At 58.3% G+C, this 25,907-nt stretch carries 22 protein-coding genes; 21 read left to right on the forward strand and 1 reads right to left on the reverse strand.

What is annotated here, in order from left to right:
* The first annotated feature begins 103 nt into the window (after nucleotides 1–103).
* The 10 genes from thrS to HNO82_RS00595 all read left to right on the forward strand — a co-directional run bounded on the left by thrS (nucleotide 104) and on the right by HNO82_RS00595 (nucleotide 10,077).
* Nucleotides 104–2,011 carry a threonine--tRNA ligase gene (thrS, locus tag HNO82_RS00550; RefSeq protein WP_175342413.1) on the forward strand — a complete coding sequence of 636 codons (1,908 nt, stop codon included), beginning with the start codon at nucleotides 104–106 and terminating at the stop codon, nucleotides 2,009–2,011.
* 73 nt (nucleotides 2,012–2,084) lie between these two features.
* Nucleotides 2,085–2,606 (forward strand): translation initiation factor IF-3, encoded by a 522-nt coding sequence (infC, locus tag HNO82_RS00555; RefSeq protein ID WP_075258054.1) that lies wholly within the window; start codon nucleotides 2,085–2,087, stop codon nucleotides 2,604–2,606.
* 259 nt (nucleotides 2,607–2,865) lie between these two features.
* Nucleotides 2,866–3,063 carry a 50S ribosomal protein L35 gene (gene rpmI, locus HNO82_RS00560; RefSeq protein WP_006712688.1) on the forward strand — a complete coding sequence of 66 codons (198 nt, stop codon included), beginning with the start codon at nucleotides 2,866–2,868 and terminating at the stop codon, nucleotides 3,061–3,063.
* Between the two features lie 26 nt (nucleotides 3,064–3,089).
* Nucleotides 3,090–3,452 (forward strand): 50S ribosomal protein L20, encoded by a 363-nt coding sequence (gene rplT / locus HNO82_RS00565; protein WP_006712690.1) that lies wholly within the window; start codon nucleotides 3,090–3,092, stop codon nucleotides 3,450–3,452.
* Between the two features lie 209 nt (nucleotides 3,453–3,661).
* The gene (gene pheS, locus HNO82_RS00570) at nucleotides 3,662–4,690 is read left to right on the forward strand and encodes a phenylalanine--tRNA ligase subunit alpha (RefSeq protein WP_034331543.1); all 1,029 of its coding nucleotides are present in this window, start codon (nucleotides 3,662–3,664) and stop codon (nucleotides 4,688–4,690) included.
* A gap of 78 nt (nucleotides 4,691–4,768) precedes the next feature.
* Nucleotides 4,769–7,195 (forward strand): phenylalanine--tRNA ligase subunit beta, encoded by a 2,427-nt coding sequence (pheT, locus tag HNO82_RS00575; protein WP_175342414.1) that lies wholly within the window; start codon nucleotides 4,769–4,771, stop codon nucleotides 7,193–7,195.
* Nucleotides 7,196–7,259: 64 nt separating this feature from the next.
* Nucleotides 7,260–7,673, forward strand: a complete 414-nt coding sequence (locus tag HNO82_RS00580) for an integration host factor subunit alpha (protein ID WP_026051953.1) — start codon at nucleotides 7,260–7,262, stop codon at nucleotides 7,671–7,673.
* A gap of 3 nt (nucleotides 7,674–7,676) precedes the next feature.
* Nucleotides 7,677–8,078, forward strand: coding sequence for a MerR family transcriptional regulator (locus HNO82_RS00585; RefSeq protein WP_008328037.1), 402 nt, complete (start codon nucleotides 7,677–7,679; stop codon nucleotides 8,076–8,078).
* 171 nt (nucleotides 8,079–8,249) lie between these two features.
* Nucleotides 8,250–8,774, forward strand: coding sequence for a GNAT family N-acetyltransferase (locus HNO82_RS00590; protein WP_175342415.1), 525 nt, complete (start codon nucleotides 8,250–8,252; stop codon nucleotides 8,772–8,774).
* Between the two features lie 220 nt (nucleotides 8,775–8,994).
* Nucleotides 8,995–10,077 carry a choice-of-anchor A family protein gene (locus tag HNO82_RS00595; RefSeq protein ID WP_175342416.1) on the forward strand — a complete coding sequence of 361 codons (1,083 nt, stop codon included), beginning with the start codon at nucleotides 8,995–8,997 and terminating at the stop codon, nucleotides 10,075–10,077.
* Between the two features lie 85 nt (nucleotides 10,078–10,162).
* On the opposite strand, the gene HNO82_RS00600 is transcribed toward HNO82_RS00595, so the two are convergent.
* A complete protein-coding gene (locus HNO82_RS00600) occupies nucleotides 10,163–10,765 on the reverse strand; it encodes a phosphatase PAP2 family protein (RefSeq protein WP_175342417.1) in 603 nt (200 codons plus the stop codon).
* A gap of 470 nt (nucleotides 10,766–11,235) precedes the next feature.
* On the opposite strand from HNO82_RS00600, the gene epsL reads away from it, so the two are divergent.
* The 11 genes from epsL (at nucleotide 11,236) to HNO82_RS00655 (ending at nucleotide 25,876) form a co-directional block, all read left to right on the forward strand.
* Complete coding sequence (gene epsL, locus HNO82_RS00605) at nucleotides 11,236–12,414, forward strand: XrtB/PEP-CTERM-associated polysaccharide biosynthesis outer membrane protein EpsL (protein WP_237713528.1); 1,179 nt, start codon at nucleotides 11,236–11,238, stop codon at nucleotides 12,412–12,414.
* 10 nt (nucleotides 12,415–12,424) lie between these two features.
* Entirely contained in the window at nucleotides 12,425–13,834 is a 1,410-nt protein-coding gene (locus tag HNO82_RS00610; protein WP_008328048.1) for an undecaprenyl-phosphate glucose phosphotransferase, read from the forward strand.
* Between the two features lie 126 nt (nucleotides 13,835–13,960).
* The gene (locus HNO82_RS00615; protein ID WP_249776896.1) at nucleotides 13,961–14,881 is read left to right on the forward strand and encodes an EpsD family peptidyl-prolyl cis-trans isomerase; all 921 of its coding nucleotides are present in this window, start codon (nucleotides 13,961–13,963) and stop codon (nucleotides 14,879–14,881) included.
* A 70-nt stretch (nucleotides 14,882–14,951) separates the two neighbouring features.
* A complete protein-coding gene (gene epsE, locus HNO82_RS00620) occupies nucleotides 14,952–15,746 on the forward strand; it encodes a polysaccharide export protein EpsE (protein ID WP_008328050.1) in 795 nt (264 codons plus the stop codon).
* A 78-nt stretch (nucleotides 15,747–15,824) separates the two neighbouring features.
* Nucleotides 15,825–17,222, forward strand: a complete 1,398-nt coding sequence (epsF, locus tag HNO82_RS00625; protein WP_008328051.1) for a chain length determinant protein EpsF — start codon at nucleotides 15,825–15,827, stop codon at nucleotides 17,220–17,222.
* Between the two features lie 49 nt (nucleotides 17,223–17,271).
* Nucleotides 17,272–18,150 (forward strand): chain length determinant protein tyrosine kinase EpsG, encoded by an 879-nt coding sequence (gene epsG, locus HNO82_RS00630; RefSeq protein WP_008328052.1) that lies wholly within the window; start codon nucleotides 17,272–17,274, stop codon nucleotides 18,148–18,150.
* A 28-nt stretch (nucleotides 18,151–18,178) separates the two neighbouring features.
* Nucleotides 18,179–19,822, forward strand: coding sequence for an exosortase B (gene xrtB, locus HNO82_RS00635; RefSeq protein ID WP_175342419.1), 1,644 nt, complete (start codon nucleotides 18,179–18,181; stop codon nucleotides 19,820–19,822).
* Between the two features lie 174 nt (nucleotides 19,823–19,996).
* Complete coding sequence (locus HNO82_RS00640; RefSeq protein WP_175342420.1) at nucleotides 19,997–21,433, forward strand: O-antigen ligase family protein; 1,437 nt, start codon at nucleotides 19,997–19,999, stop codon at nucleotides 21,431–21,433.
* A 78-nt stretch (nucleotides 21,434–21,511) separates the two neighbouring features.
* Nucleotides 21,512–22,753 carry a glycosyltransferase family 4 protein gene (locus HNO82_RS00645; RefSeq protein ID WP_175342421.1) on the forward strand — a complete coding sequence of 414 codons (1,242 nt, stop codon included), beginning with the start codon at nucleotides 21,512–21,514 and terminating at the stop codon, nucleotides 22,751–22,753.
* Nucleotides 22,754–22,755: 2 nt separating this feature from the next.
* Complete coding sequence (locus tag HNO82_RS00650) at nucleotides 22,756–23,808, forward strand: acyltransferase family protein (protein ID WP_249776897.1); 1,053 nt, start codon at nucleotides 22,756–22,758, stop codon at nucleotides 23,806–23,808.
* A 28-nt stretch (nucleotides 23,809–23,836) separates the two neighbouring features.
* Nucleotides 23,837–25,876 carry an acyltransferase family protein gene (locus HNO82_RS00655; RefSeq protein WP_249776898.1) on the forward strand — a complete coding sequence of 680 codons (2,040 nt, stop codon included), beginning with the start codon at nucleotides 23,837–23,839 and terminating at the stop codon, nucleotides 25,874–25,876.
* The last annotated feature ends 31 nt before the right edge of the window (nucleotides 25,877–25,907 follow it).

Below are 25,907 nucleotides of genomic sequence, written 5' to 3' on the forward strand. Positions count from 1 at the left end.
TCGTCCTTTGAAAAAGCGCGGCTGGTCCGCGTTTTTTTTCGTCCGTCTTTTCGACATTACCCTCAACAGGCAAGGCAGCAAGGCTGCCGACATGGAGTGCACAATGGTTTCAGTTCGTCTTCCCGATGGTTCGCAACGCCAGTTCGACAACCCGGTCACGGTGGCGCAGGTTGCCGCCAACATCGGCACCGGCCTGGCCAAGGCGGCCCTGGCTGGTCGCGTCGATGGCAAGCTGGTCGATACCTCTTATCTGATCGACAAGGATGCTGACCTCGCCATCATCACCGACAAGGATCCGGACGGCCTGGAAGTGATTCGCCACTCCACCGCCCACTTGCTGGCCTACGCGGTCAAAGAGCTGTTCCCGGAGGCGCAAGTGACCATCGGTCCGGTCATCGACAACGGCTTTTATTACGACTTCTCGTACAAGCGCCCCTTCACCCCCGAAGACCTGCAAGCCATCGAGAAGAAGATGGCCGAGCTGGCCAAGAAGGATGAGCTGGTCACCCGCAAGGTGCTGCCGCGTGATGAGGCCGTGGCGTACTTCAAGTCCATCGGCGAAGACTACAAGGCCGAGATCATCGCCTCCATTCCGCAGAACGAGGACGTCTCGCTCTACACTGAAGGAAACTTCACCGACCTCTGCCGTGGCCCGCACGTGCCCTCGACCGGCAAGCTGAAGGTGTTCAAGCTGATGAAGCTGGCTGGCGCCTACTGGCGTGGCGATTCCAACAACGAGATGCTGCAGCGTGTCTACGGTACTGCCTGGGCCAAGAAGGAAGATCAGGAAGCCTACCTGCACATGCTGGAAGAGGCCGAAAAGCGCGACCACCGCAAGCTGGGTCGCGCGCTGGACTTGTTCCACTTCCAGGACGAGGCGCCGGGTCTGATCTTCTGGCATCCCAAGGGCTGGACCATCTGGCAGCAGGTGGAGCAGTACATGCGCCGCGTCTACCAGGACAACGGCTACCAGGAGGTGAAGGCGCCGCAGATCCTGGATCGCTCGCTGTGGGAAAAGACCGGCCACTGGGAAAACTATCGTGAAAATATGTTCACGACCGAGTCGGAAAACCGCGCCTATGCGTTGAAGCCCATGAACTGCCCGGGCCACATCCAGATCTTCAATTCCGGCCTGCACAGCTACCGCGACCTGCCGCTGCGCTACGGCGAATTCGGCCAGTGCCACCGTAACGAGCCCTCCGGTGCTCTCCACGGAATGATGCGCGTGCGCGGCTTTACCCAGGATGACGGCCACATCTTCTGTACCGAAGACCAGATCCAGGAAGAAGTCGCCGCCTTCAACCGCGTGGTGCGTGAAGTCTATGACTGCTTCGGCTTCAAGGACGTGGCCGTGAAGCTGGCCCTGCGTCCGGAAAAACGCATCGGCGCCGAGGAAGTCTGGGACAAGGCCGAGAACGCCCTGCGCGAAGCCATCCGCGCCTCCGGTTCGGAATGGGAAGAGCTGCCGGGCGAGGGCGCCTTCTATGGCCCGAAGATCGAATACCACCTGAAGGATTCCATCGGCCGTTCCTGGCAGTGCGGCACCATGCAGGTGGACTTCTCCATGCCGGCGCGCCTGGGCGCGGAATATGTCACGGAAGACAACAACCGCAAGGTGCCCGTGATGTTGCACCGGGCCATCGTCGGCTCGCTGGAGCGCTTCATCGCCATCCTGATCGAAAACCACGCCGGCGCGATGCCGCTTTGGTTGGCGCCAACGCAAGTTGTCATCCTGAATATTTCCGACGCACAGGCGGATTATGTGCAGAACGTTGCACAAACGCTGAAAAAACAAGGGTTTAGGGTCGAGACCGATTTGCGCAACGAGAAGATTACCTATAAAATACGGCAGCATTCCATTCAGAAGCCGCCCTATATCCTGGTTGTCGGCGATAAAGAACGGGATGCCAACACTGTGGCCGTGCGTGCGCGGGGCAATGTCGATCTGGGCGTCATGTCCATCGACACCTTGGTGGAACGCCTCAAGGATGAGGTGGCTGCCAAAGCCTGAGATGGGGAAGCCTGGGGCTTCCTCCCAGCGCAAGAGCACGGCTTAATTCATTGGATTTTAAAAGGAAACTGCAATAGCTACTGACAAGTCGCATCGCCTCAACCGCGAGATCACTGCGCCGGAAGTGCGCCTTTCGGGTGTTGAAAACGAGCCTCTGGGCATCGTCAGCCTGGCTGAAGCCTTACGTCTTTCTGAAGAGGCTGAAGTCGATCTGGTCGAGATTGCGCCCACCGCGCAACCTCCTGTCTGCCGTCTGATGGATTACGGCAAGTTCAAGTACCAGGAGCAGAAGAAGGCGCACGAGGCCAAGCTCAAGCAGAAGGTCATCCAGGTCAAGGAAGTCAAGTTCCGCCCGGGTACCGATGATGGCGATTACAACATCAAGCTGCGCAACCTGACGAAGTTCCTGGAAGAGGGTGACAAGACCAAGATCACGTTGCGTTTCCGCGGTCGTGAAATGGCTCACCAGGAAATCGGCATGCGCGTGCTGGAGCGCCTGAAGGCTGATCTGGAGCCGTATGGCCAGGTCGAGCAGTTTCCCAAGATGGAAGGTCGCCAGATGATCATGGTGCTGGCGCCCAAGAAAAAGAAATAAATCGTTTATATCTTTTTCGGTTTTCCTGGTTTCAAGCAGTTAGCCGTATCGGGACGACATCTCCCCGGTGTCGTCCATGCCGCAGTCATTGCGGCAGCGTAGGGCCGACAAAGGATTTGCAGGGTGCAGGCGACTGTGCCAGGCAAAAGCAGCGGGTTCACCCGCTGTCAAATAAGTGAGAGCAGGCATCCAAGAGCAGCGAGCGTGCTGCCACCTGCAATCATCAAAAAATGGAGCTGTCCGAAAGGACAGAGTTGCTATGCCTAAGATGAAATCGAAGAGCAGCGCGAAGAAGCGTTTTCGCGTCCGCCCGGGCGGTACCGTCAAGCGCGGTCAAGCCTTCAAGCGTCACATCCTGACCAAGAAGACCACCAAGAACAAGCGTCAACTGCGCGGTACCGAGGGCGTCCATGAGACGAACCTGAATTCCGTTCGCGCGATGCTGCCGTTCGCTTAACCTCACCAATACACTAAGGAGCTACTATGCCTAGAGTCAAACGTGGGGTAACAGCACGTGCCCGCCACAAGAAAGTCCTCGCACTCGCCAAGGGTTACCGCGGCCGTCGTAAAAACGTCTACCGTATCGCCAAGCAAGCAGTCATGCGCGCTGGTCAGTACGCGTACCGTGACCGTCGTAACAAGAAGCGCGTGTTCCGCGCACTGTGGATTGCCCGTATCAACGCCGCTGCGCGTTCGCACGGCGTGACCTACAGCGTGTTCATGAACGGCCTGAAGAAGGCTGCGATCGAACTGGATCGTAAGGTCCTGGCCGATATGGCTGTCACCGACAAGGCTGCTTTCGCTGCCATCGTCAACCAGGTGAAGGCCAACATCGCTGCCGCCTAAATCGACAGCGTGTTTGCGGTAGCCGGCCGCAACATCGGACGCAAGTCAGACGAGCAGCCGGCGCTGCAAAATCCTGCGGGGCAGAGGTGATACACCGATGCCCCGTATGTTTTTGATCCACGGTTTCGTGGATTTTTTTGATTCACCTTCCGTGAATCCCTTCTTTTCGACTTCGTCGTCGGATTTTCGATTGGAGCGAGACTTACCGCATGAATCCCCTAGACCAACTCCTGGGCCAACTGGTCACGCAGGCGCAGGCTGATTTCGCCGCCGCGCCCGACGCCGCCGCACTGGAAAACGCCAAGGCCAAGTACCTCGGCAAGACCGGTCAGATCACCGAGCAGATGAAGGGACTGGGCAAGCTGGCGCCGGAAGAGCGCAAGGTACAAGGGGCGATCATCAACGTCGCCAAAGAGCAGATCGAAACCGCGCTGACCGCACGTCGCGATGCACTGGCCAATGCCCAGATGCAGGCGCGCCTGAATGCGGAAGCCATCGATGTCACCTTGCCGGGCCGCGGTCGTGGCGTGGGCGGCATCCACCCCGTGATGCGCTCCTGGCAGCGCGTCGAGGAAATCTTCCGCTCCATCGGTTTTGATGTCGCCGACGGTCCCGAGATCGAGACCGACTGGACCAATTTCACCGCATTGAACAGCCCCGAGAACCACCCGGCGCGCTCGATGCAGGACACCTTCTACATCGAAGGCAACGACACCCAGGGCAAGCCGCTGCTGCTGCGTACCCACACCAGCCCGATGCAGGTGCGCTACGCCCGCATGAACAAGCCGCCCATCAAGGTCATCGCACCGGGCCGCACCTATCGCGTCGACAGCGATGCCACCCATTCGCCGATGTTCCACCAGGTCGAAGGCCTGTGGATCGCCGAGGACATCAGCTTCGCCGACCTCAAGGGCGTGTACCTCAACTTCGTCAAGGCCTTCTTCGAGACCGACGACCTGCAGGTGCGCTTCCGTCCCTCGTATTTCCCCTTCACCGAACCTTCGGCCGAGATCGACATCGCCTTCGGCAGCGGTCCCCTGAAGGGGCGCTGGCTGGAAGTCTCCGGCGCTGGCCAGGTGCACCCGACGGTGGTGCGCAACATGGGCCTGGACCCTGAGCAGTACATCGGTTTCGCGTTCGGCTCGGGCCTGGAGCGCCTGACCATGCTGCGTTACGGGATCAACGACCTGCGCCTGTTCTACGAAGGCGACCTGCGCTTCCTGAAGCAATTCAATTAATTCGATCACGCAGGGCGCCGCGCTGTCGCGGCGTGCCTCCGGCTCATAGCTCATAGCCGATAGCTGAAAGTCTGAATCATGCAATTCTCTGAAAACTGGCTGCGTACCATGGTCAATCCGACCATGACCTCGGATGAACTGTCGCACCTGCTGACCATGTCCGGCCTGGAAGTCGAGGAAGTCGAACCGGTTGCGCCTCCCTTCACCAACGTGGTGGTGGGCGAAGTGCTGGAAGTCTCCAAGCACCCGGATGCGGACCGCCTGAACGTATGCCGCGTCAATGTTCATACCGGCACCATCCTCAACATCGTCTGCGGCGCGCCCAATGTGCGCCCTGGTCTCAAGGTGCCTTGCGCCATGGTCGGCGCCGTGCTGCCGCCGGGTGCCGATGGCAAGCCTTTCGAGATCAAGGTTGGCAAGCTGCGCGGCGTGGAGTCGCAGGGCATGCTGTGCTCGGCCCGCGAACTGAAGCTGTCGGAAGATCATGGTGGCCTGCTGGAGCTGCCCGACGATGCACCGGTCGGCCAGAATTTCCGCGACTACCTGCAACTGAACGACCTGAAGTTCACCATCAAGCTGACTCCCAACAAGGCGGATTGCCTGTCGGTGCTGGGCGTGGCACGTGAAGTGTCGGCCCTGACCGGTACGCCCCTGAAGGCGCCGGTCTATCAGGCTGCCGCCGTCAATCTGGATGAGAAGCTGCCGGTGCGCATTTCCGCGCCCGAGCTGTGCGGCCGTTTTGCCGGTCGCGTGATCCGTGGCCTCAACGCCAAGGCCGCCACCCCGCAGTGGATGAAGCAGCGCCTCGAGCGCAGCGGCCAGCGTTCGATCTCGGCGCTGGTCGATATCTCCAATTACGTGATGCTGGAACTGGGTCGTCCCTCGCACGTGTTCGATCTCGACAAGATCCATGGCGGCCTGGACGTGCGCTGGGGCCGCAAGGGTGAATCCCTGAAGCTCCTCAACGGCAATACCGTGGAAGTCGATGAGTGGGTCGGCGTGATCTCCGACGACAAGGATATCGAATCCCTGGCCGGCATCATGGGTGGCGACGCCACTGCGGTCTCGCTGGATACCACCAACATCTACCTGGAAGCCGCGTTCTGGTTCCCGCAGGCGATCCAGGGTCGTGCCCGCCGCTACAACTTCTCGACCGATGCCGCGCATCGTTTCGAGCGAGGCGTGGACTTCGCCACCGTGGTCGATCATATCGAGCGCATCACGGCGCTGCTGCTGGAAATCTGCGGTACGCCCGATACCCGCGTGGGCCCGGTGGACGACCAGATCGTCAACCTGCCCAAGCGCGAACCGGTTTCCCTGCGCACCGCACGCGCGGCCAAGGTGATCGGCGTGGAGATCACTGACGAGATGGTCTCGGACATCTTCAAGCGCCTTGGGCTGACGTTCGACTACCAGCCTGGCCTGTTCTCGGTGACCCCGCCGTCCTATCGCTTCGACATCGAGATTGAGGAAGACCTGATCGAGGAAGTCGCGCGCGTCTACGGTTTCGAGAACATTCCGGCGCTGCCGCCGGTGGCCGCCAATGCCATGCACATCGCGCCGGAGAACACGCGTTCGCTGTTCGCCATCCGTCGCCTGCTGGCCGATCAGGACTACCAGGAAGTGGTCAACTTCAGCTTCGTGGAAAGCGCCTGGGAAGCCGACTTCGCCGGCAACACCGATCCCATCAAGCTGTTGAATCCGATCGCCAGCCAGATGAGCGTGATGCGTTCGTCGCTCATCGCCGGCCTGGTCGCCAATGCACGCTACAACGTCAACCGCAAGGCGGCGCGTATCCGCGTCTTCGAAGCGGGTGCCGTGTTCCACAAGAACGCCGCCATCAGCGATGGTCCGCTGGCTGTCGCCGGTTTCGAGCAGCCCAAGCGCGTGGCTGCGCTGGCTTATGGTCCGGTGGCCGACGAGCAGTGGGGCCAGCCGACCCGCAACGTCGACTACTTCGACGTCAAGGCCGACCTGGAGGCACTGTTCGCGCCGCGCGCGCTGCGTTTCGTCAAGGCCGAACATCCGGCCCTGCATCCGGGACGCACTGCGCACGTACTGCTGGGCGAGAAGATCGTCGGCGTGATTGGTGAACTGCATCCCAAGTGGCAGCAGAAGTACGACCTGCCGCTGGCTCCCGTGGTCTTCGAGGTGGACGCCGAGGCACTGCAGCAGCGTGACCTGCCGTCCTACATGGAAATCTCCAAGTTCCCGGCAGTCAGCCGTGATATCGCGCTGGTGGTGAAGCAGTCGGTCGGCGCCCAGCAATTGCTGGACGTTTTCGCGGCTGAAAAGCAGGCCAATCCGGACTGCACCATCTTGCAAGCCCTTGTTTTATTTGATGAATATCAAGGAAAGGGATTGGAAGCGGACGAAAAAAGCCTTGCGTTCCGCTGCACCTTGCAAGATACTCAAAACACCCTTCAGGATGACAAGGTTGACCTTGCGGTGAATGCACTGGTGGCCGCTGCGAGCGCCAAGCTCGGCGCCAGACTGCGTGCCTGATGTGATGTCCGAGAGCGAAAATAATTACAGACCGGAATCGGTTGAGGCCCAGTCATTCATCGCCATGAACAACGTGAATTCGAACGAATTTCAATCCGTGCTGGACGCCGACCTGCATCGTGCCGTGCTGGAGTCGCAGGCACGTTCGCAGGCCGACAAGAACCTGCCCACGCTGACCAAGGCCGAGCTGGCCGAACTTTTGTTCGAGCAGGTCGGTCTGAACAAGCGCGAAGCCAAGGACATGGTAGAAACCTTCTTCGACGAGATTCGCAACGCGCTCGAACGTGGCGAGGCCGTCAAGCTGTCCGGCTTCGGTAACTTCCAGCTGCGCGACAAGCCGCAACGGCCTGGTCGCAATCCCAAGACTGGCGAGGAGATCCCGATCACCGCGCGGCGCGTCGTGACCTTCCATGCCAGCCAGAAATTGAAGGAAATGGTGGAACTCTCCAGCGGCAGCCCCGTTGAAATGTCCGTCTAATTTATGAACGATCGTGTCAACAAACCGGCGGCCATCGTCTTGCCGCCCATCCCGGCCAAGCGTTATTTCACCATCGGTGAGGTCAGTGAACTGTGTGGCGTGAAGCCGCATGTGCTGCGCTACTGGGAGCAGGAATTCACCCAGCTCAAACCGGTCAAGCGACGCGGTAACCGGCGCTATTACCAGCACCACGAAGTCCTGCTGATCCGCCGCATCCGCGAGCTGCTGTATGAGCAGGGCTTCACCATCAGCGGTGCCCGCAACAAGCTCGATGGAACGCATGAAGCTGAACAACCGCAGGAGCCGCAGCGTCCCCTCATCAGCCTGGATGAGGCGGCCATCGATGCACTGCGTGCGGAGTTGCAGGCGGTACTGGAAACCCTGAAGCCGGGGGCGACCGCCTGATCGACATGCACGGATAGTTGCCGGGCCGGGGTCGCTGGATCTCACCGGGTTCACCAAGGCTGCCAGTCTGGCATCGATCCCGCTGTTTCATTATTTACGCGCCACACGCTGGCCCTCATGGGTCGCCGTGTGGCGTTTTCATTTCAGAGTCCCATCAGCAAGGAGAACTCCATGAGTCATTACCAATGGCGCCCCATGCGCGCGACTGATCTGCCTCGCGTGATGGCGATTGCCGCCGATGTTCACGTCGGCTACTTCGAAGCAGAAGAAGTTTTTGCGGAACGGCTGGCCCTGTTTGCGCCCGGCTGTCTGATTGCCGTGCGTAGCGCCCTGGCGGGCGAGGGCGAGGAAGTCATCGGCTATGCCTTCATGCACCCTGGCCGTCATGGCGTTCCTCCCGCGCTCAACACCCTGTTGCAAGCCCTGGATCCGGCCGCTGATTGTCTGCATCTGCACGACGTTGCGCTGCTGCCCTCTGCGCGCGGCTCGGGCTTGGGGCGTGCGCTGGTGGAACAATTGCTGCAACTGTGCAGACGGGCAGGATTGCCCAGGGCTACCCTGGTCGCGGTGCATGCCTCCAGCACCTATTGGCAGTCGGCCGGATTTGTCGAGGACACCCAGGCGCTGCTGCACGGGCAGGACAGCCTGGCGAGCTATGGCGGCGATGCACGCTACATGTCCAGGCGACTGCCGTGATCGCAACGCGCGTGGACAGAAGCTTGATTATTATCAATGTGGCAAAAAAATGACGTTCGTGAATTGACGAGATTTTTACTTGATCAATCGACAACTGTTAGCATAAAATTAATAAAAACTTTACAACAATTTGTGTCGATTTGCGTCTGTTGGCGCCATCAATTCACTGCTGCCCCCTGACCCGACGTACAGGCGGCATCCGTTATAGGGGTAACTTTCCATGTCACGTCTTTCGAAGTCGGTCCTGGCTGGTTTTGCGGTCCTGCCTTTCCTGTCGCTCGGTGTCAGCGCTGCCGCTCAGGCGGCGACGGTGTCGCTCACCGGTGCCGAGGCGCTGCAGCAGTTCAATCTGGTGGTGCTGGGCGACGCCAGCTCCAACTCCCACGTGGATGGTCGGGCCTGGATCGGAGGATCGCTCACGGGCGGGGATTACGTGCAGCATGTCGGCAGTACGCCGGCCTCGAGCTATGCCGGCCTGACCGTGATGGGCAGTGCGAGCAACGTGCATGTAAACGGACTGGGCTCCTATATCGGTGGCTCCTTCACCAATTCGACCGTCAACAGCGGATCGAGCTATATCGCCGGTGCGGTGAGCAACAGCAATCTCAATGGATCGGCCTATGTGACGGGCAGCACCAGCGGGACCAACTTCAACGGTGGCCGCCCCTCCACGCCCAGCACGCTGATGCAGACCAATGCGGATGCCGCGACGTCGACCAATTTCGGCAGCACGCTCGGTACCTTGTCCAATACGCTCAAGAGTGCCACCGGCAACAGCACGGTGTCGATCACCGGCAACAAGGCCACCTTCACGGCTGTGGCCAACAGCAACGGGGTAGCGGTATTCAATCTGGATAACACCACCAGCGCCTCGGTGTTTTCGGCGGGCGAGTTTTCTTTTGCCGCCAACGGTGCCAGCACCATCATCATCAATTCCAGCGTCAGTTCTGCGGTCATCGGTGCCAACTTCCTGGGCGGACAGGCACAGTCGCTGGGCAGCTCCATCCTCTGGAACTTCTACAACGCGACCAGCCTGACCATCAACAACCAGTTTGGCGGCTCCATTCTCGCGACCCACGCCAGCCTGACCAACAACCAGAATATCGAAGGCGGCGTCTTCGTCAGCAGCCTCACCCAGAATGGCGAACTGCACCTGCAGTCCTTCACCGGCAACCTCTCTGCCGTGGCTCCTGTGCCCGAGCCAGAAGAGTATCTATTGATGGTGGCCGGCCTGATCGTGGTGGTGGGAGTAGCCGCGTTGCGCCGTCGTCGCCTTGCTGCGCCGGCCATGCTGGCCGCTTGAGCCAGGGAGCGCTCGCGCGGGCGTGACCGAGAATGCCGTTCAGCGCCATGCTGAACGGCATTTTTCATGGAAGCGGGAAAGGGAATCAGAGCGCTTCATGGCGCATGTAGACCTCGGCGCGGCCGGAGAGCTGCTTGGCCAGTTCCTGCAGGAAGCTCTGGGTCGGCGCCGGCTTGTTGAAGCCGGTCATCATCAGGGCCGCCGCCAGGCCCAGGGGCAACAGCAGATGACGCAAGGGTGGCGCCGACTGCCGTAGTGACAGGCCAAAGCCCCAGGCTGCGCCGGCGCCGACCAGCAGGCCGAGCAGGACTTCGGATTCGGAGTGGACCTTGATCATCAGACGTGACAGTCCCACCGAGGTGACCAGGAGCGCGGTCAGTGTCAGTACCAGGGCGCGACGCAGGCCAGTGGTGTCCTGGGTGAGCAGCAGGGCAATCGACAGATAAAGAGCGCTGGAAGAGGCGGTATGGCCGCTCAAGCCGGTGAAGTTGAGCATCGGCAAGCTGATATCCCAGCCCATGAAAAGCAGCTTGCTGATGACCACGATCATCATCGCGGTGCCGAAAGCGAGCAGCCAGGCGAACATCTGACGCCACATGCGATTGACCCCCAGCCAGAGTGCCAGGATGCAGGCACCCGGAATGGTCATGGTGCTGTCGCCGAGGAAGGTGAGGGTGTGCCAGTTCATTGAATCAGATGAAAGAAGAGGGAGGGGCGCAAGAGATCCCGGCAGGCCATATTAGCGGCTCGGGAGGCGTGGAGAAAGCGCTGTGACTCTTGTCGCAAGATAAACGTTCAGTTTTTGTTGCAATGCGATATAAATAGTTTATGTGATTTTGCGATTTTGTTGCCAAATTACAAATTTGCCGTTTGTCCTACAAGGCCATGCTCGCTTGTCTGATTGCCGCGAATTCAGGGGCGCGTATCCTTGTCGCATTCTTTTCTGGGTGGCAATGTTGTACATATTTTTTTGCCTAAATTTCAAAAATGCTGCATGATTACTAGTAAATTTTCGTGTGTTGCGACGCAGCAATACAGACGCCAAACATTGCCATTGTTTCAAAAGTAAAACTAAAAAAGAAAGGGCTCTGATTCGTGATGCCACGGCAGTTTCGCAATAGCAGCAAGCGCAAGGCCCGGGTGCGAATATGCGCTCTGATGGTGTCGGCAGCTTGCCCTCTTGCATACGCGGCAGACCCCGGTCAGGTGGTTGTTCCGTATGTGCAGTATTCGTATTTGCATGACGATAATTTGTTGCGCTTGAGTGGTCCGGATGCTGCGCGCACGGCGTTGGGATCGCCCCAGCTGTCGGACAACGTGCAGAGTCGGCAGGGCGGAATTCGTATCGACAAAATGCTCAGTCAGCAGCATATCCAGTTGGATGCAAGCGCGACCAAGAATACCTTTGATCATTTCAGTCAGTTCAACAATGACTCGCGTGATCTGAAAGCCGATTGGGGCTGGGTGCTTGGAGAGCGCCTCTCCGGCAATCTCGGTTATGTCTATTCGAGATCGCTGACGCCCTTCCAGAATTTCCGGTCGCTTGAGCCCAACATCCGAACGATGAGTACCAAGTATTTCAACCTGGCCTGGCAACTGCATCCTGACTGGACGGTGCGCGCACAGGCATCGAGGTTCGGGCTCGGGTATGACTTGCAGACGCAGCAGTCCAATAACTTCACGCAGAACATCGCGGAGCTTGGTCTCGATTACACCCCCCGCAGCGGCAGTATTGCTGGCGTACAGGTGCGCAGGACGACGGGCAACTATCCGTTTGATTCCGTGATCGGCACCAGTACGATCAACAACTCCTTCACCCAGGAGGACTACAAGGCCAAGATCGTCTGGTTGTACAGCGCCAAGACCAAGTTGCAATTTCTCGGTGGTGTCACCCAGCGTGAACGCAATTCGGCGGCGAGCGGGTCTGGTTATCGCGGGTTCAATGCTCGCCTCATCGGTGACTGGGCGGCAACCGCCAAGACTGGTTTCAAAGCGAACCTGTGGCGTGAAATCGGTGGCGTCAATGATGTCGATGCCAATTTTGCGTTGACCACTGGCGCCAGTCTGGCCGCCACTTATTTGCCGACGGCGAAGCTACGCGTAGACGGGCTGGTGGACTACGAGCGTCGCAACTACAACGGTGCAGCGATCATCACTGGCGTGACGCCTTCCAATCGTCGCGATACCTACGAAAAGGCCAGCCTGAGCTTGACCTATTCGCCTACGACCTCCTTGTCTCTGATGCTGGCGGTCTATCGCGAGAATCTGCAGTCCAATCTGAACAGCTTTAGTTATTTGTCCAACGGCATTTCTCTGACATCGCGCTATGAATTCTGAGGCACCGAAAATGAGCGACCTGCATGATGGCTTGCCATTGGCCAACGTCAAGCCCAATGCCATGACCATGGTATTCAAGCGCTTTGTCGAGCCGGCGTTGATCGTGGCTTATTTATGGGTGCTGGTCCGGTTGAGTGGTCATTTCTTCAGTGGAGACTACTGGGTGCTGGCAATCATGGCCTTTTTCCTGTCTTCCTATTTTTTTACGGAATTCCACGAGCGTCGTCTGCGCCGCAATCCGAAAGGCGTATCGGCTTTCGCGCCGGTACTGGACTGGATTGCCGTGGCCGCGGTGCTGGTTGTGGTGGCCTACATCTGCGAGTTCTACCAGCACTTTTCCCTGCGTGCGATTTTTTTCTGGGTCGTCACCACGCCTGTTGGCCTGATCATTTCCCAGCATGTGCAGTCGCGCGTGATGCGTGACCTGCATACCAAGGGTGAAGTGCGCAAGGCCATCATCATCGGTGTCAACCCGGCCGCATTGAAACTGGCCGATCGCATGGAGAAGTATCCCTCCCTGATGATCAAGCTGATGGGGTTTTTCGATGACCGCGAGCTCAATCGTCAGCCGCCTGGCACCTACACGCCCTTGCACGGCAAGATGTCGGAAGTGGCGGCCTACGTGCGTGAGAACAACATCAACATGGTCTACATCAGCATGCCGATCTCCGCGCAGCCTCGCGTGCTGCAGATGATCGACGAGTTGCAGGACACCACTGCCTCGATCTACTTCATCCCGGACATCTACATCTTCAATCTGATCCAGGCTCGCTTTGATTACGTTGGCGGCATGGCCGTGATGGCCATCTGCGAGACCCCCTTTACCGGGACCAACAATGTCGTCAAGCGCGTCAGTGACCTGATTCTGGCGTCCTGCATCCTCCTGATGTTGCTGCCGGTGATGATGGTCATTGCCATCTGCGTCAAGCTGACCTCTCCTGGTCCGATCATCTTCAAGCAGCGCCGCTACGGTCTGGATGGCGAAGAGATCGTGGTCTACAAATTCCGCTCGATGACTGTCATGGAAGACGGTGGCAAGGTCACTCAGGCTACCAAGGGCGATATGCGGCTGACCAAGATCGGTGGTTTCCTGCGATCCAGTTCCCTGGATGAATTGCCACAGTTCTTCAATGTGCTGCAGGGACGCATGAGCATCGTCGGCCCGCGTCCGCACGCGGTGGCTCACAACGAGCTCTATCGCAAGCAGATCAAGGGTTACATGCTGCGTCACAAGGTCAAACCGGGTATTACTGGTTGGGCGCAGGTCAATGGTCTGCGTGGCGAGACCGAGACCCTCGACAAGATGAAAGCCCGTATCGAATTCGACCTGGAATATCTGCGCCGCTGGTCGCTGGTCTTTGATCTGTGGATCATCTTCCAGACCGTGCGCATGGTGATCAAGCGCGACAACGCTTACTGACGGTTCTGCCCTGCACCAGGGTAAAGGCCACGCGAACCAGCCATTGCCGCTGGCAACAAGGGACACAGAAAAAGAAAGCTTGCACAAATGAAAATCGGGAAGGAAGCAGTTCGGCGGCATCATCCAATGGCAGCAAAGGCGCTCGTATCGGCCATGCTGCTGCTGACGCTGGTGGCGTGTGGCGAGAAGAAGTCGGCCTCCTCCAGCCAGGTGGTGGCCAATGTGGACGGGCAGGAAATTACCATTCACCAGGTCAACAACGAACTGGCGAAGACAGGTGGCAGCCAGGTCACCAAGCAGTTGCTCGAGGGCCTGGTGGCACGACAATTGCTGGTCAATGCTGCCAAGAAGGACAAGCTGGATACCGATCCGGCAGTGCTGGCCGATATGGAGCGAGCACGTAACCTGGTACTGGCGCAGAGCTATGTGGCGAGCAAGGTGAAGGCGCCCACTCGGCCGCTGGATCAGGAGATCGAGGATCTCTACCGCAAGAACCCGGACTGGTTTGCGCAGCGCAAGCAATATGAATTTGGTCAACTGGTCATCGCGCGCAACAATCTGACGCCCGAGCTCAATGCGCTGATGAATCAACCGGGCAAGCGCATGGATGAGGTCGCAGCGTGGCTGGATTCGCATCGCATCCAGTACGCGCGGCAACAGGTGGTCAAGACTTCGGCCGATCTGCCGCCGCAGATGAATACCAGTCTCAAGACGATGGACCGTGGTGCCCTGTTCGTCGTGCTGGAAGGTCAGACGGCGATCCTGACGTCCCTGCAGGATGTGAAGAATGCACCCTTGTCTCTGGCGGTGGCAACGCCCCAGATCATCCAGTACCTGGTGACCCAGAAGCAGAATCAGGCATCTGAGCAGCTGGTGGAGCGTCTCAAGGGTGAGGCCAAGATCGAATACTCGGAGCAGGCCAAGTCCTTCGCGGATCTTTCTGCACCGACCAATGGCGCAGAGGCCTCTACTGGGAAAGACCAGGCCAAGGATCCCGAGAGTGTGAACAAGGACGTGATCTCGCGTGGTGTAGCTGGATTCAAATAAACAAGTCTGAACGAACAACGGGCGTCTTCACGCCTGAACCAAGAACCTGATGTGATGCGGAGTAATGACAATGACGAGAAAAATTGTGTTCCTGTTGATTGGCCTGATGCTTGCCAGCTGGAGTTTGTATGCCAAGGCCGATGACATCCTGCTGGGCGCCGGTGACGTGATTCGCGTCAAGGTGTATGGCAGCGATGACTTGACTCTGGAAACCCGTATCAGTGAGGCGGGTGTGATCAGTTATCCGCTGGTGGGCGAGGTCAAGATCGGCGGGCTCTCTACTGCCCAGGCGGAGAGCAAGATCGCAGGTCTGCTCAAGAATGGCGGTTACCTGAACAATCCGCAGGTCAACATTCTGGTTACTGTTCCGCAAAGTCAGATGGTCTCGGTGCTGGGGCAGGTGACCAAGCCTGGACGCTATTCGCTGGACGGACGGCGCAATGTCGCCGATGTCATTGCCCTGGCGGGAGGCGTTACCCCCGATGGTGGTGACGCCGTCACCATCGTGCACAACGATGGCAAGGGAGGCGTGACCAAGCAACTGGTCGACATCTATGCCATCACGCACAACGGCGATACCACGACCCTGCCCGAAGTCGTCGCCAACGACGTTGTCTATGTTGAGCGCGCCCTGCGTTTTTACATTTACGGCGAAGTGCAGCGTCCCGGTGTCTACAAGCTGGAACGCGGTACGACCGTTCTGCAGGCATTGTCGGTGGGCGGTGGTCTGACGCAGCGTGGTACCGAGCGCGGCCTCACGGTCAAGCGCCGCGATGCGGATGGCAACCTGCAGGAAATCCCGGTCAAGAAAGATGATCTGCTGCAGGCCGATGACATCGTCTACGTCAAGGAAAGCTGGTTCTGACATTGTCGGCCGCGGTAACGGCGGCCCCGTGATTTTTATTTTAGCTAGCGTACAACGCCAACCAGGAGGCGTGACCCCATGAATCTATCTCAATTTATTCTGATCCTTCAGGCGCATCGCAAGATCATCTTGCTCATTCTCTCGATTACGGTGGCAGTGGCGCTCGTGGTCAGTCTGGTGTTGCCCAAGCAATACCGGGCAACGTCCTCCGTCGTGCTCAACTACAAGGCATCGGATCCGGTCACCGGCCTGGTCGTTTCACCGCAGGCATTGCCCGGATTCATGCCGACGCAGGTAGCCATCATCAATAGCCCGTCGGTGGCTCTGGCCGTCGTCGACAGCCTCAAACTGGCTGACCAGCAAGAAGTCAAGGATGCCTACAATGCCGATAATCATGGCGACCTCGATATTCGCAACTGGCTCGCCGGAATTTTGCTGCACAAGCTCGATGCCGTTGCATCCAAGGAAAGCAGTGTCATCGATATCACCTTCAAGGCCGAAGATCCGCAATTTGCCGCACTGGTTGCCAACGCCTTTGCAGCGGCTTACCAGAAGGTGAGCATGCAGCTCAAGCTCGATCCCACGCGCAAGGCATCTTCCTACTTCAATGATCAGGTAAAGGTCTTGCGCGACGCCTATGAGCAGGCACAGGTCAAGCTGTCGAAGTATCAGGAAGAGCATGGCATCACCAACATCGATAATCGTACCGATGTGGAGACCAATCGCCTCAACGATCTGTCGACGCAACTGGTGATGGCCCAAGCGGCGCTGTCTGAAGCCGAATCGCGTCGCCGTCAGGCCGCTGGTGGCGGAGCGGGCGAGTCGCCCGATGTCAATGCCAATGCGCTCATTCAGACGCTCAAGTCCAATCTGGCCGCCTCTGAAGCTCGCTTCGAACAAGCCGCCAAGCGTTTGGGCGTGAACCACCCGGATTATCAGGCAGCCAAGGCCGAGCGAGATGGCTTGCGTGCGCAACTGGCCGCTGCGACCAGTTCCATTTCGGCGTCAGTGGGCAGCAATGCAACGATTCTGGCAAAACGCGAAGCAGAGATCCGTGCTGAATTTGAAGCGCAAAAGCGCAAAGTGCTGGAGATGAATCGTACGCGCGATGAACTCGCGGTGCTGAGCCGTGAGCTGGAGAGTGCCCAGCGCGCCTACGAGCTCACTAGCCAGCGTTTCGCCCAGACCAACCTGGAAGGACAGTCGAACCAGTCGGACATTTCACTGCTGTCGGCTGCCGTGCCGCCGCCATATCCCTCCAGCCCGCGCATCCTGGTCAATCTGGTTTTGGCGATCTTCGTCGGCACCATTCTGGGTGTGATGGCGGCACTGGGTCTGGAGCTGACCAATCGTCGCGTGCGTTCCGAACATGATCTGGTGGAGGAGCTGGGACTGCCGGTACTGGGTGCCATTTCCGGGCCTGCCACAGCAAGCAGTCGTCGACGCTTCGGTTTCGGACGTTCCAAGCCGGCCTGATGCCACTCAGCTTCTACCGTCAATAAAAATATGATTTCCCGGGAATAACATGACTACTGCAACGTTGACCTTCAATGAAGGTGCATCCCTGCCGAACCGTTCCATCGGTGCGATTCTGGTGGATAGCGGCAAGCTCTCCCCCGAGAACGCCGAGCGCATTCTGCGCTTGCAGCGCGAGCGTGGTCTGCGCTTCGGAGATGCTGCAATCCAGTTGGGCTTGCTGAGCCAGTCCGATATTGACCAGGCACTGTCACGCCAATTCGACTATCCCTACCTGCTCAAGGGGGAAAGCAAGGTCAGTGAGAAGGTGGTCGCTGCCTACAATCCCTTCAGCAAGCAGGTTGAGGCACTGCGCGCGCTGCGCAGCCAGTTGATGGTGCGCTGGTTCGATGTCGATGCCAAGCACAAGGCATTGGCTATCGTCAGCCCGGAGAGCGGGGAAGGGCGCAGCTTCATCGCTTCCAACCTGGCGGTGGTGTTCTCGCAGCTCGGTGAGCGTACCCTGCTGATCGATGCCGATATGCGCAAGCCTTGCCAGCATGAGCTGTTCGGTCTGGATAATCGCAACGGATTGTCCGGCGTAATTGCCGGTCGTTGCACCGTGGCCGATGCCTTGCAGCGTGTGCCGGACCTGCTCGACCTGACGGTCTTGCCCGCTGGCCCGACGCCGCCCAACCCACAAGAACTGCTGGGGCGCCCCAATTTTACGCAGATGCTCACGGACTTCGCTCAGGATTTCGATGTCATCCTGATAGATACCCCGTCCGGCACCCAATACGCCGACGGCAACATGATTTCCGCACGCGCTGGCGCCAGCCTGATGGTAGTGCGTACTCACGTCACCCATATTTCGGCAGTACGTACCCTGGCCGAACATATGACCAGTGCGCATGTCGCAGTTGTCGGCAGTGTCGTCAACGAGTTCTGAGCCTTCTTGAACCGCCAGAAAGAGTCCGATGACCGCCGATACCTTCCGTCCGACGTCTGAGCAACGTTTCTCCGGCATACCTTGGATCGTCATGGCGGCGGGCCTGGCGGCGATGTACATCCCCAGTTTCATCGACCTCTTTCACGGTGCGTGGGGGACCGAACGTAACGCACACGGTCCTATTGTCCTGGCCGTGGCCTGCTGCTACATGTTCGTGCGCGTCAGGCAATTGCTGGAGGAGGGGCTCATCGAGCGCCGACCGGCGCCGGTGCCCGGGATTTTCTTCTTGGCGCTGGGCCTGCTGTGCTTTGTGCTGGGTCGCTCTCAGACCGTGCTGTTCATGGAGGCCGGTTCGCTCATTCCGATCCTGATGGGGATCGTGCTGCTGCAGTTCGGGGTTCGTACCTGCAGCCGTCTGTGGTTTGCATTCTTCTTCATGCTCTTCATGGTGCCTCTGCCGGCATCGGTCGTGGACCTGCTCACGCAGCCACTCAAGATTGGCGTGTCCTACGTGTCGGAGCATGTGTTGCGCCTGCTGGGATACCCGGTCGCCCGCAGTGGCGTCATTCTCTACATCGGGCCGTATCAGCTGCTGGTTGCCGATGCTTGTGCTGGGCTGAATTCACTATTCACCCTGGAGGCGCTGGGCCTGCTTTACATGAATCTGGTGCGCCATCAATCACTGCTGCGCAATGTGCTGCTGGCAGTGCTGATCGTTCCCATTTCCTTTACCGCCAACACGGTGCGGGTGATGGTGCTCGCGCTCATTACCTTCTACATGGGCGATGCCGCCGGACAGGGATTCCTCCACGGTTTTGCCGGCATGCTGCTGTTTCTGGTAGCGCTGGGCCTGATCATCGCGCTGGATGGATTGCTCCGCTGGATCGCGGTACGTTATGCCAACTTCCGAGGGCATGCAGTCCCGGTTGCGGTACAGCGGGCCCGCTCGGCCACGCACAACAGTGGCCGCGAAAAATTCACCATGAATATCCGGCTGGCCATTCCGGTAGCAATTGTCATGGCTTTGTCTGTGGTGGTGGCAGGGATGCTGGTTCCGCATATGACGCCGGTAGTGAAGACTGCCAAGTTCTCGTTGATCGTGCCGACGCAGTTCGGCCAGTGGCGCGAGGTGCCGTCGCCGTTCTTGCAGGTCAATGTCGGGTTGGACGATGGAACTGGACGCAATGCGGATCAGCCCTACGATGATGTGCTTGGTCGGACCTACGTCAACCGGCAAGGCGAAATGGTCATGCTGGCACTGGCCTATGCCGCCGAGCAGAGTCAGGACGTCAAGATCCACCTGCCGGAGGTGTGCTACGTGGCCCAGGGTTTCACCCTGACAGATGGGCGTCCGATGACCATGCAGACACGCGCTGACGGGCCGCAGATCGTCGGTTCACGTTTTGTTGCCAGCAACAAGGGGCGGCAAGAGGCGGTCAGTTACTGGGTGCGCATTGGTGATGGTTTTCCCAGCGGTGGACTGGCCGCACGGTGGAAGATATTCAAGGACGGCATGAGCGGACGCGTATCGGATGGCATTCTGGTCCGTGCATCAAGCCTCTTGCAGGATCCGGACGACCAGGCGCATGCCTTTGCGTTGCAAGAACAATTCTTGAAGGATCTGGACCGCGTCATGCACGACACGCATCCGGGATTACTGACTCCCACGTAAGCCCAAGCCAGCGTATATCGATGATTCGCGGTGGTGCGGGATGGGCTTGTATCGAATGGACAGGGGCGAAACACCGTCTGTCTTGATCGCCCAAGCTACGCCGTGCTCACCGAGCAGGGATATTGCGGCTGTTTGAAAGGTGAAAATTGCGGTCATACTGACCGAGGAAAAATGATGAGAAGAATCAACCTGCAATCTTCACAGATCGTACTTTTGCTCGTCGCCTGCGCAATCGCGGTGGTATTCGGTTTGGTGCTCCCGGTAATGGCAGCTGCGCTCGATGGCAGCTTTGCCAAGTTGGCGGCGTTGCCGGTATTGCTGCTGCTGGGAGGACTGTTCCTGTTCAACAAACGCTTGTTGCTGCTGTGCGTACTGTTGTTGCGCGCCTCTGGTGATATTGTTCTCGAGTCCACACGGGTAGGATCTGGCGGTGGATTTTCCCTGGGCCTGGGCGGTGCGATCAACGCCTTGATCATACTGATCGCCTTTCTCTTCGTGGTTGAAAAGCCCAAACTTCTTCCTCGCAAGGCGTGGATGCCTTGGCTGATATTGCTGGGCATCGCAACAATTGGAATGGTGGTCTCACCTGACAGAGGCGCGGCACTGAAGATCGTCCTGGGCCTGTGCTCGTATTTCGCAGTCTTTGTGTGTGCTTTCTATGTGGTACGCACACCAGAGCAATTCCGCTCCATGATTCTGCTGGTGGTTGCATCGTCACTCATTCCTGCCACCTACGGAATCATAAGCACAGTCTTGAATGCGCGCGGTGGCCTCAGCGGTTTCCGACTGCAAAGTACATTTGGTCATCCAAACATCTTCGCGTTCTATCTGACGCTGGTCATCGCGCTTGGACTCTATGTCATCAAGAGTGCTCAATTTAAGTTGGACCAATTCCAGCGCTTTACGCTGGCGGGTTATCTTGGCGTTTTATTTGTATTGCTCCTGCTGACCCAGACGCGTAGTGCTTGGGTGGCCTGTTTCCTGATCTTCCTGCTGTATGGGATCAAGTATGAACGGCGCTATCTGGTCTACATGCTGGTACTGGCGACGCTCGCGATGTTGGTCCCCAGCGTGCAGGAGCGTATCCTGCAGCTCGACAGCGGTAATACCGTAACCACTTATGCCAAGCTCAATTCCTTTGCATGGCGGACCTATCTCTGGAGTTCCGGGCTGAACTGGATGAGCCCCTCACGCTATCTGTTCGGCTACGGTGTTGAAGCATTTCCTTTCTATTCGCCGTTATTCTTCCCGCTGGCTGGCGGGGTCAATTGGGGCGCACACAGCGTGTTCGTTCAGTGGTTCTTTGATACCGGGGTGGTAGGCATGGTGGCCTACCTTGCCATCTTCTACCAGGTGTTGCGGGTATTGATCCGCTATCAGAAACATGACTCTCTGGGCGGCGTCATTCTCATCTGTACCCTGATCGAATATCTCGTCGTTTCAGCCTCTGACAACATGCTGTCCTATCTGGCCTTCAACTGGTATTTCTGGCTGGTGATGGGGATGGGCTGGTCGCTCTATCTCAATAGTGAAGAGGGTCGACAGGAATCTATCGTGAAAAAGAATCAGCGTCGGGAATCGTCGTCACTTTCCCGCTCGACGTCAGCCTGAAACGGCCGTATCGAGGATAGCTCCATCGTCTTCTTCCCGCAGACAAGGCGGGAAGGATATTGCTCACCCAACGCAGCCATGACAAAAAAAATCGCCTACTTCATCAATCAGTATCCGAAAGTCAGTCACAGCTTCATCCGCCGCGAAATCGCGGCGGTCGAAGCGCAAGGCTTTGACATTGATCGCATCGCGCTGCGCGGATGGGATGCCGAGATTGTCGATGACGACGACCGCAGCGAACGCGACCGCACCCGCTACATCCTCAAGAAGGGCGTTGGCGGCTTGCTGGCACCCCTGATCCGCCAGATGGTGATCAATCCCAAGGGCTTTCTCTCCGCCTTGGGGTTGGCCTTCAAGATGGCTCGGCGCGGTGAACGCGGCCTGATCTATCACCTGGTCTACCTCATGGAGGCCGCACAGGTGGTGGAATGGACACGTGCATTTGGCGCTACCCATATCCACGCGCACTTCGGAACCAATTCCACCGAGATCGTCATGCTGGCCCACTGCCTGGGGGGGGCTCCCTACAGTTTTACGGTGCACGGTCCCGAGGAGTTTGACAAGCCGTTGGCCTTGGGGCTGGATGAAAAGATCCGCCGTTCCGCATTTACGGTTGCCATTACCTCCTTCTGTCAAAGCCAGTTGTATCGCTGGGTGGAACAGAGCGCCTGGTCCAAGGTGGCGATCGTGCATTGCGGCCTGGATCGCGGCTTCTATGCGGATGCGCCGCTGCAGCCACAGTCGGCAGCGCGTCTGGTCTGCGTGGGCCGCCTCTGCGAGCAGAAAGGACAACTGCTGCTGGTAGAGGCTGCAGCCGAGTTGTCACGCAAGGGTATCGAATTTGAACTGGTGCTGGCTGGCGACGGTGAGATGCGCGCGCAGATCGAAGAGCGTATTGCGCATTACGGCTTGCAGGGCAAGATCCGCATCACAGGTTGGATCAGCAGTCGCCAGGTCCGGGAGGAATTGCTGGCGGCACGTGCCATGGTCTTGCCCAGCTTTGCAGAAGGTCTGCCGGTGGTTGTGATGGAGGCCATGGCGCTGCGCCGTCCGGTATTGACCACCTTCATCGCCGGCATCCCTGAACTGGTTCTGGATGGGCAGAATGGCTGGCTCTTTCCCGCCGGCGACATCGGGCGTCTGGTGGAGTCAATGCAAGCCTGCCTGAGCGCCACGCCTGAACAACTGCAGCGTATGGGAGAGAACGCACATGTGCGAGCGGTAGCAAGACACTCCATTGATACCGAGGCGACCAAGCTGGCTCAACTATTCTCAGTTCCGACGAGCGCGCATCGCCCCGCATCGGAGACCGCAGTATGAGCATGGTGCATACCAAGCACCAGGATATCGCCTCCCTGGATGGCTGGCGGGCAGTCGCGATCCTGATCGTAGCAGCCAGCCACGCGGGGATGGGCAAGCTCGTGCCGGGTGGCCTGGGCGTGACCATCTTTTTCTTCCTGAGCGGCTATCTCATCACCACCTTGCTGCTGCGCGAATATGCCAGTACCGCCACCATCAACATCAGGCACTTCTATCTGCGTCGCCTGCTGCGCTTGACGCCGCCGTTGTTGCTTGTGTTGGTTGCCACCTATGGGTTGACCCATCTAGGCATCTTCAAAGGCTATGCCACTTGGCCAGGTTTCCTCGCGCAGCTATTTTATTTTGCCAATTACTATGGACTGTTCTTCGACGCCGCCCATACGGTGCCGCAGGGGACTGGTGTATTTTGGTCGCTGGCGGTAGAGGAGCATTTCTACTTCTTCTTCCCGGCCTTGCTGCTGCTGTCACTGCGCAAGGCGCAGCGGCAGCGCTTGCCGTTGTACCTGGGCCTGGCATGCCTGGTGTTTCTGGCATGGCGCTGTTATCTGGTGCTGAGCGTCGGCGTGGGCACAGAGCGTACTTACTATGCCACTGATACACGCATCGATTCCATGCTCTATGGATGTATTCTGGCGACCTTGCCGCAGACGTCGCAATGGCATCGGAAGCTGCAAAGCCCGAGCTTGCGTATTACCGCGATCTTGGCAGGCGGGCTGCTGTTGTTGAGTACCCTGGTCGTGCGCGGCGAGATATTCCGCGAGACCTTGCGTTATTCGCTGCAAGGCGTCGCACTCATGCCGCTGTTCTATTACTCCGTGACCAATCCGGAACTCTGGCCATTTCGTTGGCTCAATGTAGCCTGGATCAGGCGCATCGGCATTTATTCCTATTCCATTTATCTCGCCCACTACGTGATGCTGAACAATGTGGATGGGCTAACCCCGTATGCGCCGCTCAATATCCTGATGGCACTGGTCGTTTCCTGGTGCTTTGCCGTGTTGGTGGATCGACTCATTGATACGCCCTTGCGGGTGGTCAGGGCGCGACTCCGCTAGCAAGGCGCTTGCTCGAAAAATTCTGAAAATGGCCCCAATCCAGAAACATATCCTCCCTGCGAACGGCGCACCTGGTGTTTCGCCGCTTGCACCTGCGGCCGGCCCGGACGTTCCCCAGCTGCATCCAAAATATCGTCCCGATATTGACGGCCTGCGCTCGATCGCAGTCGGTTCGGTGGTGATTTTTCATGCCTTCCCGGAGTGGTTCAAAGGCGGCTTCATCGGCGTCGACATCTTTTTTGTCATCTCTGGGTTCCTGATTTCGCTGATCATTTTCAACAACCTCGAGCATGAGCGGTTCAGTATCCTCGATTTCTATGTTCGCCGGGTCAAGCGTATTTTCCCTGCCCTGATGACGGTGATGATCGTATGCGCCGTGGCTGGTGGCGTCATTCTCTTTGCCGATGAGTATGGGCAGCTGGGCAAGCATTTGCTGGGTGGTTCTACGTTCATTTCCAATATCCTGTTCTGGCGTGAAAGCGGTTACTTCGATAACTCCGCCGAGACCAAGCCCTTGCTGCATCTCTGGAGCCTGGCCATCGAAGAGCAGTTCTATCTTTTTTGGCCGCTGCTGCTGGCCTTCGTGTGGAAGCGCAAGTGGGGCTTCCTGCGCATTGTCGGCATGATTGCGCTGGTGTCCTTCGTCATCAATCTGCACTTGGTCGACCATGACCAGACCGCTGCTTTCTATTCCCCTTTCGCACGATTCTGGGAGCTGATGGTGGGCGGGACGCTGGCCTACATCAATCTGCACCGTCCTGATCTCAATGCGCGCGGCAAGCAGTTGCAGTCCTGGATGGGCTTGGCCTTGCTGGTGACCGGGTTCGTACTGCTCAACGGCGACCGCAGTTTCCCCGGATGGTGGGCACTGCTGCCTTGTGTCGGGACATTTCTGCTGTTGTCTGCAGGGCCGGGTGCCTGGTTCAATCGCAAGGTGCTGGCCAGCAAGCCCATGGTCGGCATCGGGCTGATCAGCTATCCGCTGTATCTTTGGCACTGGCCGCTACTGTCATTTGCGACCATCATTGCCGGGCAGACTGCACCCCAGCAATGGCGTCTGCTGGCGGTCGTGGTGGCAGTGTTGCTGGCGTGGGGCACCTTCCTGTTCATCGAGCGTCCCCTGCGTCACGCCCGTGGCGTACGCATCGTGTGGACGCTGCTGGTGGTCAATGTCGTCGTGGGACTGGCCGGTGGTGTCATCTATCACAACGGAGGATTCCCGCAACGTCCCATCAACGAGAAGCTGGATTACCTGGCCCGTTCTGATGTATTCAATGGCTCACGCAATTCCGATGGCAGCTGCACTCGTCTCAACCACCTCGATCCGGTCAACGAAGAGGTCTGCCTTTCCAATTCGGCAACACCGCAGATTCTGTTCGTGGGCGATAGCCATGTGATGGCGCTGCATTCGGCGATCTTCAGCCGGCAGCTGGCACTGCCTTCCATCATGGTGGCCGGTCATGCCTGCCGTGTCTATCCCAATCTACCCTACAAGCCGGCCAATGTGCGGCGCTGGTCGAACAACTGTACCGCGATTGCCCAACAGGCGATTGCTGTCGGCCAGCAGTTCCCGTCTATCCGTATCGTAGTGATTAGCGGTGCGTATCCACGGGGCAATCTCGATCTGCCTTCCCAGTACAAGGTCAACGACCATGCCTTGAGTCAGCGCGAGGCATTCTTGTCGGGCTATGGGGCCCTGATCGAGAGTTTTCTTGCACAAGGCAAGCAGGTGGTGTTCGTCGCCGATGTACCGTTCTTGAAGCTGGATCCGCATGCCTGTGTCAATCGCTTCGGCGCAGGTCCGATGCGAGAGTGTGCCTTCAGTCGGGCAGAGCATGATGAGATTCGTAAAGCCTATGATGCCGCCGTGAATGAACTGCGTCAGCTGCATCCGAAGGCGACGGTATTTGATCCGGTTGAGCTGTTTTGTTCGGCAACTCAGTGCCAGGCCAAGATCGACGGTGCATATCTGTACAACGACGATCAGCACATTAGCCTGGCGGCTTCGAAATACCTCTTGCAGTCGATGCAGCGAGACGGATTGCTGCCGTTCCGTTCGGGGCAATAAAAAAGCCGCAGTCCAAGACTGCGGCTTGTTC

This window comes from Herbaspirillum sp. C9C3, from assembly GCF_013359625.1.
In the GTDB taxonomy this organism is placed as follows: domain Bacteria; phylum Pseudomonadota; class Gammaproteobacteria; order Burkholderiales; family Burkholderiaceae_D; genus Herbaspirillum.

Bases quoted from the DNA above. Each gene is read 5' to 3' on its own strand.
- thrS (WP_175342413.1), top strand. From the start codon at position 104: ATGGTTTCAGTTCGTCTTCCCGATGGTTCGCAACGCCAGTTCGACAAC.
- rpmI (WP_006712688.1), top strand. From the start codon at position 2,866: ATGCCTAAGATGAAATCGAAGAGCAGCGCGAAGAAGCGTTTTCGCGTC.
- rplT (WP_006712690.1), top strand. From the start codon at position 3,090: ATGCCTAGAGTCAAACGTGGGGTAACAGCACGTGCCCGCCACAAGAAA.
- pheS (WP_034331543.1), top strand. From the start codon at position 3,662: ATGAATCCCCTAGACCAACTCCTGGGCCAACTGGTCACGCAGGCGCAG.
- pheT (WP_175342414.1), top strand. From the start codon at position 4,769: ATGCAATTCTCTGAAAACTGGCTGCGTACCATGGTCAATCCGACCATG.
- HNO82_RS00580 (WP_026051953.1), top strand. From the start codon at position 7,260: ATGAACAACGTGAATTCGAACGAATTTCAATCCGTGCTGGACGCCGAC.
- HNO82_RS00585 (WP_008328037.1), top strand. From the start codon at position 7,677: ATGAACGATCGTGTCAACAAACCGGCGGCCATCGTCTTGCCGCCCATC.
- HNO82_RS00590 (WP_175342415.1), top strand. From the start codon at position 8,250: ATGAGTCATTACCAATGGCGCCCCATGCGCGCGACTGATCTGCCTCGC.
- HNO82_RS00595 (WP_175342416.1), top strand. From the start codon at position 8,995: ATGTCACGTCTTTCGAAGTCGGTCCTGGCTGGTTTTGCGGTCCTGCCT.
- HNO82_RS00600 (WP_175342417.1), bottom strand. From the start codon at position 10,765: ATGAACTGGCACACCCTCACCTTCCTCGGCGACAGCACCATGACCATT.
- epsL (WP_237713528.1), top strand. From the start codon at position 11,236: ATGGTGTCGGCAGCTTGCCCTCTTGCATACGCGGCAGACCCCGGTCAG.
- HNO82_RS00610 (WP_008328048.1), top strand. From the start codon at position 12,425: ATGAGCGACCTGCATGATGGCTTGCCATTGGCCAACGTCAAGCCCAAT.
- HNO82_RS00615 (WP_249776896.1), top strand. From the start codon at position 13,961: ATGGCAGCAAAGGCGCTCGTATCGGCCATGCTGCTGCTGACGCTGGTG.
- epsE (WP_008328050.1), top strand. From the start codon at position 14,952: ATGACGAGAAAAATTGTGTTCCTGTTGATTGGCCTGATGCTTGCCAGC.
- epsF (WP_008328051.1), top strand. From the start codon at position 15,825: ATGAATCTATCTCAATTTATTCTGATCCTTCAGGCGCATCGCAAGATC.
- epsG (WP_008328052.1), top strand. From the start codon at position 17,272: ATGACTACTGCAACGTTGACCTTCAATGAAGGTGCATCCCTGCCGAAC.
- xrtB (WP_175342419.1), top strand. From the start codon at position 18,179: ATGACCGCCGATACCTTCCGTCCGACGTCTGAGCAACGTTTCTCCGGC.
- HNO82_RS00640 (WP_175342420.1), top strand. From the start codon at position 19,997: ATGAGAAGAATCAACCTGCAATCTTCACAGATCGTACTTTTGCTCGTC.
- HNO82_RS00645 (WP_175342421.1), top strand. From the start codon at position 21,512: ATGACAAAAAAAATCGCCTACTTCATCAATCAGTATCCGAAAGTCAGT.
- HNO82_RS00650 (WP_249776897.1), top strand. From the start codon at position 22,756: ATGGTGCATACCAAGCACCAGGATATCGCCTCCCTGGATGGCTGGCGG.
- HNO82_RS00655 (WP_249776898.1), top strand. From the start codon at position 23,837: ATGGCCCCAATCCAGAAACATATCCTCCCTGCGAACGGCGCACCTGGT.